Origin of the sequence: Escherichia sp. WS1152 (assembly GCF_046487665.1) — a bacterium.
GTDB classification, from domain to species: domain Bacteria; phylum Pseudomonadota; class Gammaproteobacteria; order Enterobacterales; family Enterobacteriaceae; genus Escherichia; species Escherichia coli.
On record NZ_JBJQJA010000008.1, the window covers coordinates 1 to 13,697 of the forward strand.

Sequence of the window (13,697 nt, forward strand, 5' to 3'; positions counted from 1 at the left end):
GATGCAGCGTAAACGCCTTCTCCGGCCTACGGTTCAGGCACAGGTTTGTAGGCCTGATAAGACGCGTAAGCGTCGCATCAGGCAATGGTGCTCGGATGCCGGATGCGGCGTGAACGCCTTATCCGGCCTACGAGATGAAGCGATGTTTTGGCCTTACGCGACCTTTTTTGCACGCTCTTCACGGCGTGCCAAATATTCAGCCACTGTTTCAATCCGTCCCAATTCTTCCTGGGTACGCATGTTGTTTTCAACTTCCCAAAGATCAACTGCCGCCTGGAGGTTTAGCCAAAAATCGACTGTGGTATCAAAAACTTTCGCCAGACGGAATGCCATTTCAGTGGTGAGTTTACGATTATTATTGATCAGTGTACTGACGTTATTACGATGAACATGCAGCAACTCTGCTAACTCATTGATTTTCAAAGCGAGCGGTTCCAGATTATTCATAGAGAAGAATATCTCCGGGTGTCGTCGGTTTTCTTGTTGCCTGTTTCATAGTTTTTAACTGTTGCTTCCCTGTGAATAGCGATACAAGAACATACTGAATCATACAAACACATTAAACAAGTCCCCAACTCCATTTGCGCCATTCCTCCCCGCGCGCTAGCATGATATTTCACAAAGGGAGGTCGTATGGATCTGTTGTACCGGGTAAAAACGCTTTGGGCCGCGCTGCGCGGTAATCATTACTCCTGGCCTGCCATCGATATCACCCTCCCCGGCAATCGCCATTTTCATCTGATTGGCAGTATTCATATGGGTAGCCACGATATGGCTCCCCTGCCCGCCCGTTTGCTCAAAAAGCTCAAAAACGCCGATGCGCTGATCGTCGAGGCGGATGTTTCCACCAGCGATACGCCTTTTGCTAATTTGCCTGCCTGCGAGGCGCTGGAAGAGCGTATTAGCGAGGAGCAATTACAAAATCTGCAGCACATTAGCCAGGTGATGGGCATTTCTCCGTCACTCTTTTCTACCCAACCGCTGTGGCAAATCGCGATGGTTCTTCAGGCGACGCAGGCACAAAAACTGGGGCTGCGGGCAGAATACGGTATCGATTACCAGTTATTGCAGGCGGCGAAGCAACAACATAAACCCGTGATTGAACTGGAAGGGGCTGAAAACCAGATTGCCATGTTGCTCCAGCTCCCTGACAAAGGACTGGCGCTGCTGGACGATACGCTGACCCACTGGCATACCAACGCACGGTTGCTGCAACAAATGATGAGCTGGTGGCTGAATGCGCCGCCGCAAAATAATGAAATAACGCTGCCCAATACGTTCAGTCAGTCGCTGTACGATGTGCTGATGCATCAGCGAAATCTCGCCTGGCGGGATAAATTACGCGCCATGCCGCCGGGGCGATATGTGGTCGCGGTCGGTGCACTACACCTGTATGGAGAAGGGAATTTGCCGCAAATGTTGCGCTAAAAAAATGGCCAATATCGCTATTGGCCCGTCAAAGAGGAATTTCATTTTTTTATTATTATGCCGTCACTTTAAGCGACGGTGTAACTCGATTGTCGCTCAATCTCACCATCCTGCCAATACTCTTAGGCAAGATGACTCTTTTTTTTGGACCGCCATCAGGCGTATGCTTGCTTCGTTTTTTTGTTTAAGGCAGGAAAATTACCATGACACCCGCAGTTAAATTACTCGAAAAAAACAAGATTTCGTTTCAAATCCATACCTACGAGCACGATCCGGCTGAAACCAATTTTGGCGATGAAGTCGTCAAAAAATTAGGTTTGAATCCGGATCAGGTCTACAAAACGCTGCTGGTGGCAGTGAACGGTGATATGAAACATCTGGCAGTGGCCGTTACGCCGGTTGCAGGTCAACTGGATCTTAAAAAAGTAGCAAAAGCGCTGGGTGCCAAGAAAGTTGAGATGGCCGATCCGATGGTCGCGCAGCGTTCGACGGGATACCTGGTTGGGGGGATTAGCCCACTGGGGCAGAAAAAACGTCTGCCAACGATTATCGACGCCCCCGCACAAGAATTTGCCACTATTTATGTTTCCGGCGGCAAGCGCGGACTGGATATCGAACTGGCGGCAGGCGATCTGGCAAAGATCCTCGATGCCAAATTTGCTGATATCGCCCGCCGCGATTAAGCATTGTGCCGGATGCGAACATCCGGCACTTTCGGATTACTGCCAGCTCACCTCACCTTTCGGTTCATAAACACTCACATCCAGCGGCGAGCTTTTCTGGATATACGCTTTCAGCACTTCGGCATCAATAAAGCCGGTATTCACATAGCCCGGTTTGTTATCAAGGCGCGGATAGCCATCACCGCCGGTGGCATTGAAGTTTAATGTCGCCATACGGTAAGTTTTCGCTGGATCGACCGGTTCGCCTTTGATTTTAAGGTCGTTCAGTTTGCCGTCTTTCGACACAAAGCTAACGTTGGCAAATTGCGGGTAGGCACCTGAATCTGGCTTCATCTGCGCGACGGCGGTCAGGTAATCAATCACCTCTTTACCGGTCATGTCGGCATACACCACCACATTGCCGAATGGCTGCACTTTCAGCACGTTTTTATAGCTGATATCGCCTGCTTCGATAGAATCACGAATTCCGCCTCCGCTCATCACCGCAAAGTCGGCACCAGTGCGATCCATTTGTGCTGCCAGAATTAACCGCCCCATATTGGTCTGTACAAAACGCACTTTGTCACGATCGCCTTCCAGACGACCATTGGTTTCGCCTATTTTCACTTCCAGCTGCGCTTTGCCTTTGTTCTGGAACGGTGATAACAGCGAGATCATTTGCTGGTTTTCAGCGATTTCAGGAGTGTAAAGCACGCGCTCGCTTTTCCCGTCTTCCCAGGTCACTTTCTTCTTCAGGTTCACCGGAATCAGCTGGTAGTTAACCATTTTCATTTCGCCATTACGAAACTCAAAATCAGCCCGTCCCACGTATTTGCCCCACTCATGCGCCTGCACAATCCAGATGCCGTTTTGTTGATCTGGTTTGCATGGCGTACCCGGCACGTAATCGACCTGTTTTTTGTTTTCTGCCGCCATGCAGACCGGATCTTGCGAGTGACCACCGACGATCATCGCCAGCGATCCGGCAGGCAGCGCGCGTGCCATCTCCACATCGCCCGGTGCGTTAGAGCCGTGCTCACCATTATCGTAATGCCCCATATGGGTCGCCGCGATAATAATGTCTGGCTTTTCTGTCTGTTGCAGCTCCTGAATCACCAGCTTCGCTTCATCGGCGGGCTTACGAAATTCGACATCAGTGAAGTATTCCGGGTTACCAATTTTTGCTGTGTCATCGGTTGTCAGCCCAATGACGGCAATTTTCAGATCCTGACGCTTAAACAGCGCCCACGGTTTAAACAGGCGCTCGCCAGTACTTTTCTGGTAGATATTCGCGGAAAGCAACGGGAACTTGGCCCACTTTTCCTGCTGGCGTAATACGGTGAGCGGATTATCAAATTCATGATTACCGATCGCCATCGCGTCATAGCCCACCAGATTCATACCGCGAAAATCAGGTTCGGCATCCTGTAAGTCAGACTCGGGCACGCCAGTGTTAATGTCGCCACCGGAAAGTAGCAGCACGCTACCGCCTTCAGCCGCAACCTCTTTGCGGATACCATCCACCAGCGTTTTTTGCGCCGCCAGACCATATTCGCCATATTCATTGCGCCAAAAATGCCCATGATGATCATTGGTATGCAGAACTGTAATTTTGTAGGTTTTATCCTGCTCATACGCCAGAGCAGTTTCACTCGCCAGTGTAAATGTGGTTAACAGCGCTAACGCCACGCCCCGCTGCAATAATTTCATACTTCTCTCCCTGACCTGATTTCAACGTGTTGAAAAATAGTATGACGCGACATCATAGACAAGTCTGCGTCCGGTGAAGATAAATCTGCATCCAGATTAGAAATTCTGTATTCGGCGTTGAGACTTCCTTCAGGCGACGCATACAGGTATGTTAGTCGGGTAATAATCACAAATAAGATCATTCTTTACATCGCAACCCTGAAAAAGTGACTTTCCTATGGCAATGAGTGAACAACCCCAGCCTGTGGCGGGCGCGGCTGCGTCAACGACCAAGGCCCGAACATCGTTTGGTATTTTAGGTGCTATCAGCCTCTCACATCTGCTGAACGACATGATCCAATCGCTGATTCTGGCGATTTATCCGCTGCTTCAGTCAGAATTTTCTCTGACATTTATGCAGATTGGCATGATAACCCTCACCTTCCAGCTCGCCTCTTCGCTACTGCAACCAGTGGTCGGCTACTGGACCGATAAATATCCGATGCCGTGGTCGTTGCCAATTGGCATGTGCTTTACCTTAAGTGGTCTGGTGCTGCTTGCGCTGGCGGGCAGTTTTGGCGCAGTTCTGCTGGCGGCGGCGCTGGTCGGTACCGGTTCATCGGTCTTTCATCCGGAATCTTCTCGCGTAGCCCGTATGGCTTCCGGCGGGCGGCATGGCCTGGCGCAATCTATCTTTCAGGTCGGCGGCAACTTTGGCAGTTCCCTGGGACCCTTGCTGGCGGCGGTGATTATCGCGCCTTATGGCAAAGGCAACGTTGCCTGGTTTGTGCTTGCGGCACTGCTGGCGATCGTGGTGTTGGCGCAAATCAGCCGTTGGTACTCGGCACAGCACCGAATGAATAAAGGAAAACCCAAAGCGACGATTATCAATCCACTGCCGCGCAACAAAGTGGTACTGGCGGTCAGCATTCTGTTAATCCTCATTTTCTCGAAATATTTCTATATGGCGAGCATCAGCAGCTATTACACCTTTTATCTGATGCAAAAATTTGGATTATCTATCCAGAATGCTCAGCTTCATCTGTTTGCCTTCCTGTTTGCCGTTGCGGCAGGTACGGTGATCGGCGGGCCTGTAGGGGATAAAATTGGGCGGAAATATGTGATTTGGGGCTCTATCCTCGGCGTTGCGCCGTTTACGCTGATTTTACCCTACGCCAGCCTGCACTGGACGGGGGTTTTAACGGTGATTATTGGATTTATCCTCGCTTCGGCATTCTCTGCCATTCTGGTTTACGCTCAGGAGCTGCTTCCGGGACGTATCGGTATGGTTTCTGGACTCTTTTTCGGTTTTGCTTTTGGTATGGGAGGTCTGGGAGCGGCAGTTCTGGGGCTTATCGCCGATCACACCAGTATCGAGTTAGTCTATAAAATCTGTGCTTTCCTGCCACTATTGGGGATGTTGACCATATTCCTGCCTGATAACCGGCATAAAGACTGATTTCATTGCAGCCAAAGGCAAACTTTGGCTGCATCGTTTTACAGTCGCCATAAGCCTTTCCTCTGTTAAACCGCCTTCTGTTTTCCGATCCGTGCTTTTTTTGCAGCTAATTCCATTTTTCTGCAAAATTCAATAATTATTCATGAACATCATCAATGAAATTGTCATAAACTATTACCTGTAATTTTGGTTTTCCCGGCCAAAAATGGACAATAACCACCAGGAAAAGGAGACGGAATGCATCACGCCACCCCGCTTATCACCACCATTGTTGGCGGCCTTGTGCTCGCCTTTATCCTCGGCATGCTGGCCAATAAACTACGTATTTCTCCTCTGGTGGGATATCTGTTAGCGGGTGTGCTGGCAGGACCATTCACTCCGGGCTTTGTTGCCGATACCAAGCTTGCGCCGGAACTGGCTGAACTGGGCGTCATTCTGTTGATGTTTGGCGTCGGTTTGCACTTTTCGCTGAAGGATTTGATGGCGGTAAAGGCCATCGCCATTCCCGGTGCGATCGCCCAGATAGCCGTGGCGACGCTGCTGGGTATGGCGCTCTCTGCCGTGCTGGGCTGGTCGTTAATGACCGGTATCGTGTTCGGTTTATGTCTTTCCACCGCCAGTACCGTGGTGTTACTGCGCGCACTTGAAGAACGGCAATTAATTGACAGTCAGCGTGGGCAAATCGCCATCGGTTGGTTGATTGTGGAAGACCTGGTAATGGTTCTGACGCTGGTGTTGCTGCCCGCAGTGGCAGGAATGATGGAACAGGGCGATGTGGGCTTTGCCACTCTTGCAGTCGATATGGGGATCACCATCGGCAAAGTGATCGCATTTATCGCCATTATGATGCTGGTAGGTCGCCGTCTGGTGCCGTGGATTATGGCACGCAGCGCGGCAACCGGTTCTCGCGAGCTGTTTACCCTGTCGGTGCTGGCGCTGGCGTTAGGGATTGCCTTTGGTGCGGTGGAGCTGTTTGATGTCTCCTTTGCACTCGGTGCGTTCTTTGCCGGGATGGTACTGAACGAGTCTGAACTGAGTCACCGTGCCGCCCACGATACGCTGCCATTGCGCGACGCGTTTGCGGTGCTGTTTTTTGTCTCCGTCGGGATGTTGTTTGATCCGTTAATTCTGATTCAGCAACCGCTGGCAGTGCTGGCGACGCTGGCGATTATTCTGTTTGGTAAGTCGTTAGCCGCATTTTTCCTGGTGCGACTGTTTGGTCACTCCCAACGTACGGCATTAACCATCGCCGCCAGCCTGGCGCAGATTGGTGAGTTCGCGTTTATCCTGGCGGGACTGGGAATGGCATTGAATTTACTGCCGCAGGCCGGACAAAACCTGGTACTGGCAGGGGCGATCCTGTCGATTATGCTCAACCCGGTACTGTTCGCACTACTGGAGAAATATCTGGCGAAGACCGAAACGCTGGAAGAGCAGACGCTGGAAGAGGCAATCGAAGAAGAGAAACAGATCCCAGTGGATATTTGCAACCATGCGCTATTGGTGGGTTACGGTCGTGTAGGCAGCCTGCTGGGGGAGAAATTGCTCGCCTCTGATATTCCGCTGGTGGTGATTGAGACGTCACGAACCCGTGTTGATGAGCTGCGAGAGCGTGGGGTCCGCGCTGTATTGGGCAATGCAGCGAACGAAGAAATTATGCAACTGGCGCATCTGGAATGTGCAAAATGGCTGATCCTGACGATCCCCAACGGTTATGAAGCGGGTGAGATTGTGGCGTCTGCCCGCGCGAAAAACCCGGATATTGAGATTATCGCCCGCGCCCATTATGACGATGAAGTGACGTATATCACCGAACGTGGCGCGAATCAGGTAGTGATGGGTGAACGTGAAATTGCCCGTACTATGCTGGAACTGCTGGAAACGCCACCGGCGGGTGAAGTGGTGACGGGGTAAACGGTGGTTGCCGGATGTAAAATATGAAAAATATGTAGGCATGATAAGACGCGCCAGCGTCGCATCGGGCATCGAGAGCCAAATGCCAGATGCGGCGTGAACGCCTTATCTGGCCTACGAACCGACGATAACTTAACGATCCCAGTAAGACTCTTCCAGGCTGTCTTCACGCTCCGGCAAGCCGCGCGTTAAACGAGGTGAATGCTGGTTCAGTACCTGATAGCTCACACGGTTAGCATATTTACACACCTGCGCTAACGATGAATAAGTTAACCAGGTGAATTTATGTTTGCTGGAGTTTGGTACGTTGCTACGATGGTAGCTGTTGGCGGTAATGTCATGCAGCAACGCTGCCAATGCGCCATCCCCCGCTCCATTAGTGTTCATGATTTTTTCCGGCCCGCCCATGTACGGCGCAATGTGCGAATATACACGCAGCGGATTCTGGCAATCCTTGTGGCGCATGGCGCGGCTAAACTCATACTGGTTGAATTCCGCTATAGCGCCCGGCAGCAGCGGATGCTGGGTTTTACGTTTCGCTTCGTCTTCGGTAAAGCCCGCCATATACAAGCCGATTGGCCCGGCGGTGCACAGCACCAGATCTACCCAGTCCAGCGCCTTGTCAGATGCCAACAACGGATCGCTTTCTCCGGTCAACGCTTCGGCTTCATCTTCGTTCATCGCAAGGATAGAAACGTGGTCTTTGAGGAATTGCTGCCACCACTGCGGATTCTCGGCAATGACAAACTTGGTGCCCAGCGTCAGCACCACCGGTACGTTATATTTCTTCGCGTACTCAATGGCTTTCATGGTTGCTTCCGGCATGGGTTCACCCGGTTTGCAACGCACCAGATAAGAGGTGAGAACCAGTGCCGAGGCTCCGGCAATCACATCTTCCGGAATGCTTTCAGCCCGCAGCTGGTTCATGTGGCCTGGACTGATAGCAAAGGTACGTTCCCCGGACTCGCCAATCAGCGTAAAGCAACGACCAATCGGGCCATCCACGCCTTGTAGATAGTTAAGATCGGTACGGCTGGAAGTGTTACACAGGTAACGATAGGCATAACTGCCAATTTCAATATTGCTGCACATGACGCCCAGCAGCACCGAACGGTCGTCCGCGAGCACCGAGTAGTTGTGCATGGTGTTACCAATGGTGCCACCCGCAAACTGATGGGTAATCAGGTTTTTCTGTTTTAGCTCCTGATAAAGCGCTTCGGCTACGTCATCCTCAATCACCAGTGAATGCCCGGCGCTTAATCCATAACGCTCAATGAATTCATCATCCACTTTCGCTTCAATATCGACCAGCGTCTGGTCAATACCTACGACCCAGGCGGCGCTGGTTTCGTTTTCTGGCTGGAATTGCTGAAGCAGCGGATCGCGTGCATTTACAGGGAAGTAATGTTTGGATTTACGTTTACCGGGAAATTTCATGGTTGTTTTTACGGGTGGTTAACTGAGCGGCGAATGTTAACACAATCTGACGGGAGCGCGCGAGACGCAGCCAGTTTCAATATCAGCAGGCGGGATCGCATTTTCATGGCAGTGGTTCCTTACAATGACGTAATTTGAAAGGAGTTTTTGTATGAAGCCGGAAAACAAACTACCTGTTCTGGACCTTATTTCTGCTGAAATGAAGACCGTTGTGAATACTCTTCAGCCGGATTTACCGTCCTGGCCCGCAACGGGAACGATTGCTGAGCAACGACAGTATTACACGCTTGAGCGCCGATTCTGGAATGCGGGCGCTCCAGAAATGGCAACCAGAGCTTACATGGTTCCAACAAAATATGGGCAGGTGGAAACACGTCTCTTTTGTCCGCAGCCAGATAGCCCGGCGACGCTATTTTATTTGCATGGAGGCGGTTTTATTCTCGGCAATCTCGATACCCACGATCGCATCATGCGCCTGCTGGCAAGCTACAGCCAATGTACGGTGATTGGTATTGATTACCCCCTTTCACCTGAAGCGCGTTTTCCGCAAGCGATAGAGGAAATTGTGGCTGCTTGTTGTTATTTCCACCAGCAGGCGGAGGATTATCAAATCAATATGTCCCGCATTGGCTTTGCCGGTGATTCCGCAGGTGCCATGCTGGCGCTCGCCAGTGCGTTGTGGTTGCGTGATAAACAGATCGATTGCGGTAAAATTGCGGGTGTTTTGCTGTGGTATGGGCTTTACGGATTACGGGATTCCGTGACTCGTCGTCTGTTGGGCGGTGTCTGGGATGGCTTAACGCAACAGGATTTGCAGATGTATGAAGAGGCGTATTTAAGCAACGACGCGGACCGCGAGTCACCGTATTACTGTCTGTTTAATAATGATCTCACTCGCGAAGTTCCGCCCTGTTTTATTGCCGGGGCGGAGTTCGATCCGCTGCTGGATGACAGCCGTCTGCTTTACCAGACGTTAGCGGCGCATCAGCAGCCCTGTGAGTTCAAACTCTACCCAGGTACGCTGCATGCCTTTTTGCATTATTCACGAATGATGAAAACCGCCGACGAGGCTCTTCGCGACGGCGCTCAGTTCTTTACCGCTCAGCTTTAGCGATACGCGGCAACAAGATTAGCCATCATTTCGATATGTTCCGGCGTGGCATTAAGCGCTGGAATATATTCATATTTTTTCCCGCCGGCACCGAGGAAGACCTCACGGTTTTGCTCGGCAATCTCTTCCAGCGTCTCCAGACAATCCGCAGCAAAGCCCGGGCACATCACCTGTATATGACCTACGCCTTTTTCTCCGAGCATTTTCAGCGTTTCGTCGGTATAAGGCATCAGCCAGGGTTCCCGGCCAAAGCGCGACTGAAAGGTCATCATCACTTTTTCCGGTGCCATCCCCAGTGCGGAAGCCAGTTCGCGAGTCGTTGTGCGGCAACGTTGCGGGTAATCATCGCCTTCATCTGCATAACGCTGGGGAATGCCATGATAAGAGAGCAGCAGCAGATCCGGTTCGCCATGTTTGGCAAAAGAAGCGCGTACGCTGTTCGCCAGTGCATTAATGTAATCGTGGTTATCGGCGTAATCACGAATAAACGATATCCCCGGAATGCTACGTTTGCGCGCCAGAATGCGTGCCAGTTCATCCCATACCGCACCGACCGTAGAACAGGAGAATTGCGGATAAAGCGGCAGCACCACAATATGATCTACATGCTCTGCCAGGAGTTCATCGACGGCGCTTTCCAGTGATGGCGAGCCGTAGCTCATGCCCAGCGCTACGGGCGTATCCGGTAAACGTTGTGCCAACGCCTGCTGTTGCTGGCGGCTGTAAACCATCAGCGGCGAGCCGTCTTCCATCCAGACCGAGGCGTACAGCTTCGCCACACGCGGCGAGCGCAGCGGCAAAATCACGCCGCGCAGCAACGGCCACCATAACAACCGTGAGGTATCAACCACGCGTCTGTCGCTTAAAAATTGTTTCAGATAGCGTTTTACCGCTTCAGGTGTGGGGGCATCGGGCGTACCCAGGTTTGCCAGCAGGATACCGGTTTTAGTCTGACGCATTACCGCCTCTTATCGATTCAACTTGTTGATAATTGTAGCGGAAAAGTGAGGAAGAAGAACTAATTGCTGTGAGAGGTCAAATCAGAAAAAGGAATAGCGCAGATTGAGGTTTTTGTAAAAGGCCGAATGAATATCCGGCCTGAGATTGCTGATAAGTTTGCTTGTGCGGGCCTGTTCCCCTCACCCTAACCCTCTCCCCGAGGGGGCGAGGGGACTGTCCGTGCGCGCTTTCGAATTAGCCGAGGATTTTTTCCAGATCAGCGCGAACTTCAGCAACCGGCTTGGTGCCGTCAACTTTCGCGTATTTGGTGTTACCCGCTTCCGCTTCTTTGGAGTAGTAGCCGATCAGCGGTGCAGTCATCTGATGGTATTCAACCAGACGTTTACGCACGGTTTCTTCCTGATCGTCTTTACGGGTAGTCAGTTCTTCACCGGTAACGTCGTCTTTGCCTTCTACTTTCGGCGGATTGAATTTAACGTGATAAACACGACCAGACGGCGCATGAACGCGGCGGCCTACGATACGATCAACAATCAGTTCGTCCGGTACGTCGAATTCCAGAACGTAATCAACATTGATGCCCGCTTCTTTCATCGCGTCTGCCTGCGGAATGGTACGCGGGAAGCCGTCCAACAGGAAACCATTACGGCAGTCTTCCTGAGCAATGCGCTCTTTAACCAGCGCGATCACCAGTTCGTCGGTGACCAGTTTGCCAGCATCCATAATGTCTTTTGCTTGTTTACCCAGCTCGGAGCCAGATTTGACCGCAGCACGCAGCATATCGCCAGTGGAGATTTGCGGAATACCATATTTCTCCATGATGAACTGAGCCTGAGTCCCTTTCCCCGCGCCCGGAGCGCCAAGCAGAATGATACGCATTGCGAAAATCCCCTTAAAATGTGTCGAATTTTTTGAAAAAGCGATAAACGATACCACCAACAGGCGATTGCCTCAAGAAAGGCACCTGAGGCTGAAACGGTTAATGGCGAGATAATTTGCGGAAAGTGCAGATGATGAAAAGAAAAATGCCGGATGACACAAAGGTCATCCGGCATGACATCAGGAAACCAGCAGCTGGTTCATACGACGAATAAACAGGTTCGGATCTTCCAGCGTGCCGCGTTCTGCCAGCAGCGCCTGATCCAGCAGCAGTTCTACCCACTCGCTGAACTTCGCTTCATCTTCAGTATCTGCCGCACGTTTCACCAGTACGTGATCCGGGTTCAGTTCGAAGATGTATTTCACTTCTGGCACTTTCTGGCCCGCCGCAGCGAACAGTTTCGCCATCTGAGTGCTCATTTCGTCCGCGTCGGTCGAAACGATCGCTGGCGTATCGGTCAGACGGTGAGTCAGACGGACATCTTTCACGCGCTCGCCGAGCAGGGCTTTCACACGGTCGATGAACGGAGTCAGTGCTTTCTCCGCTTCTTTCGCGCTCTCATCAACTTCGTCAGCCAGTTTTTCCAGCGACTCGTCAACTTTAGACACCGACTGGAACGGTTTACCGTCGAACTCAGTCAGATAGTTCATCATCCACTCATCGATGCGGTCGGAAAGCAGCAGAACTTCGATGCCTTTCTTACGCAGCAGTTCCAGGTGTGGGCTGCTCTTCGCTGCCGCATAGCTGTCTGCAGTGATGTAGTAGATTTTCTCCTGCCCTTCTTTCATGCGGGAAACGTAGTCTTCCAGAGACACGGTCTGCGCAGAAGAATCGGTATAAGTAGAAGCAAAACGCAGCAGTTTGGCGATCGCTTCCTGGTTAGCGAAATCTTCCGCCGGACCTTCTTTCAGTACCAGGCCAAACTGTTGCCAGAAGGTCTGGTATTTTTCCGCGTCGTCTTTCGCCAGTTTTTCCAGCATTTGCAGCACACGCTTGGTCAGCGCATTGCGCAGGTTACGCGTTACCGTGCTGTCCTGGAGGATTTCACGGGAAACGTTCAGCGGCAGATCGCTGGAGTCAATCAGACCACGCACGAAGCGCAGATAGTTCGGCATGAACTGTTCTGCGTCGTCCATGATGAACACACGCTGGACGTACAGTTTCAGGCCGTGTTTATGATCACGGTTCCACATATCCCACGGAGCCTGGGACGGGATGTACAGCAGGCTGGTGTACTCCTGCTTACCTTCAACGCGGTTGTGGCTCCAGGTCAGCGGATCATTAAAGTCGTGGGCGATGTGTTTGTAGAACTCTTTGTACTCTTCATCGGTGATTTCCGACTTGTTACGAGTCCACAGCGCCTGCGCTTTGTTGATTTTCTCCCAGGAGATAACGGTTTCGCCGTCTTTCTCTTCGCGTTTTTCGATCTCTACCGGCAGCGCGATATGGTCGGAGTATTTGCTGATGATGGAACGCACGCGCCAGTCATCGAGGAACTCGTCTTCGCCTTCACGCAGATGCAGGGTGATTTCAGTACCACGATCTTCTTTGGTGATGTCGGCAACGGTATATTCACCTTCGCCAGCCGATTCCCAGAAGACGCCGTTTTCTGGTTTTTCGCCTGCCGCGCGAGTACGCACGGTCACTTTGTCGGCCACGATAAACGCAGAGTAGAAACCAACACCAAACTGACCGATCAGCTGGCTGTCTTTCGCCTGGTCAGAACCCAGGGATTCGAGGAATGATTTGGTACCGGATTTAGCGATAGTCCCCAGATGGTCAATCACTTCGTCGCGGGTCATCCCCACGCCGTTATCGGAGATGGTCAGCGTGCGCTTGTCTTTATCGAAAGAGACACGAACGCGCAGTTCGCCATCACCTTCGTACAGGTCCGGGTTAGATAGCGCACGGAAACGCAGCTTGTCCGCCGCATCGGAGGCGTTAGAGATAAGCTCACGCAGGAAGATTTCTTTATTGGAATAGAGAGAATGGATCATCAGGTGCAGAAGCTGTTTCACTTCTGACTGAAAACCACGAGTTTCTTGTCCTTTCATGTAGGTCTACCTCAATAATGCCATTTTAAGGTTAAAAACAGGATGAGGGAGAGATGGGGACAAGGGAGAATAATTTCAAGCGAGAGCAGGTGATCCTGCTCTC

The 13,697-nt window shown here is 51.6% G+C and carries 10 protein-coding genes and 1 pseudogene; 5 read left to right on the top strand and 6 right to left on the bottom strand.

Translation table 11 applies throughout. The annotated features are described in order from the left end of the window. Positions 1-153: 153 nt before the first annotated feature. A pseudogene (locus ACJHW7_RS14120) lies at positions 154-496 on the bottom strand (HigA family addiction module antitoxin). Positions 497-633: 137 nt separating this feature from the next. Here ACJHW7_RS14120 and ACJHW7_RS14125 point away from each other — a divergent pair. Continuing rightward, a complete protein-coding gene (locus ACJHW7_RS14125; protein WP_000365132.1) occupies positions 634-1,428 on the top strand; it encodes a TraB/GumN family protein in 795 nt (264 codons plus the stop codon). 203 nt (positions 1,429-1,631) lie between these two features. Then, a complete protein-coding gene (ybaK, locus tag ACJHW7_RS14130; protein ID WP_000186631.1) occupies positions 1,632-2,111 on the top strand; it encodes a Cys-tRNA(Pro)/Cys-tRNA(Cys) deacylase YbaK in 480 nt (159 codons plus the stop codon). Positions 2,112-2,147: 36 nt separating this feature from the next. On the opposite strand, the gene ushA is transcribed toward ybaK, so the two are convergent. After that, the gene (gene ushA, locus ACJHW7_RS14135) at positions 2,148-3,800 is read right to left on the bottom strand and encodes a bifunctional UDP-sugar hydrolase/5'-nucleotidase (protein WP_000771768.1); all 1,653 of its coding nucleotides are present in this window, start codon (positions 3,798-3,800) and stop codon (positions 2,148-2,150) included. A gap of 217 nt (positions 3,801-4,017) precedes the next feature. Here ushA and fsr point away from each other — a divergent pair, with 217 nt between their 5' ends. Next, positions 4,018-5,238, top strand: a complete 1,221-nt coding sequence (gene fsr / locus ACJHW7_RS14140) for a fosmidomycin MFS transporter (protein WP_001251608.1) — start codon at positions 4,018-4,020, stop codon at positions 5,236-5,238. A 237-nt stretch (positions 5,239-5,475) separates the two neighbouring features. After that, positions 5,476-7,152: a YbaL family putative K(+) efflux transporter gene (ybaL, locus tag ACJHW7_RS14145; protein ID WP_000546229.1), complete on the top strand. Its 1,677-nt coding sequence runs from the start codon at positions 5,476-5,478 to the stop codon at positions 7,150-7,152. A 132-nt stretch (positions 7,153-7,284) separates the two neighbouring features. Here the strand turns inward: ybaL and gsk are convergent, their stop codons facing one another. Further along, the gene (gene gsk, locus ACJHW7_RS14150; protein ID WP_000671574.1) at positions 7,285-8,589 is read right to left on the bottom strand and encodes an inosine/guanosine kinase; all 1,305 of its coding nucleotides are present in this window, start codon (positions 8,587-8,589) and stop codon (positions 7,285-7,287) included. A 151-nt stretch (positions 8,590-8,740) separates the two neighbouring features. Here gsk and aes point away from each other — a divergent pair, with 151 nt between their 5' ends. Beyond that, on the top strand, positions 8,741-9,700 hold the full coding sequence (gene aes, locus ACJHW7_RS14155) for an acetyl esterase (RefSeq protein ID WP_000801832.1): 960 nt from the start codon (positions 8,741-8,743) through the stop codon (positions 9,698-9,700). Here the strand turns inward: aes and hemH are convergent. The 3 genes from hemH to htpG all read right to left on the bottom strand — a co-directional run bounded on the left by hemH (position 9,697) and on the right by htpG (position 13,594). Next, the gene (gene hemH, locus ACJHW7_RS14160; protein ID WP_001250088.1) at positions 9,697-10,659 is read right to left on the bottom strand and encodes a ferrochelatase; all 963 of its coding nucleotides are present in this window, start codon (positions 10,657-10,659) and stop codon (positions 9,697-9,699) included. The genes aes and hemH overlap by 4 nt on opposite strands. A gap of 235 nt (positions 10,660-10,894) precedes the next feature. Further along, the gene (adk, locus tag ACJHW7_RS14165; protein ID WP_001220233.1) at positions 10,895-11,539 is read right to left on the bottom strand and encodes an adenylate kinase; all 645 of its coding nucleotides are present in this window, start codon (positions 11,537-11,539) and stop codon (positions 10,895-10,897) included. A 180-nt stretch (positions 11,540-11,719) separates the two neighbouring features. Next, the gene (htpG, locus tag ACJHW7_RS14170; protein ID WP_000678208.1) at positions 11,720-13,594 is read right to left on the bottom strand and encodes a molecular chaperone HtpG; all 1,875 of its coding nucleotides are present in this window, start codon (positions 13,592-13,594) and stop codon (positions 11,720-11,722) included. Positions 13,595-13,697 lie beyond the last annotated feature (103 nt).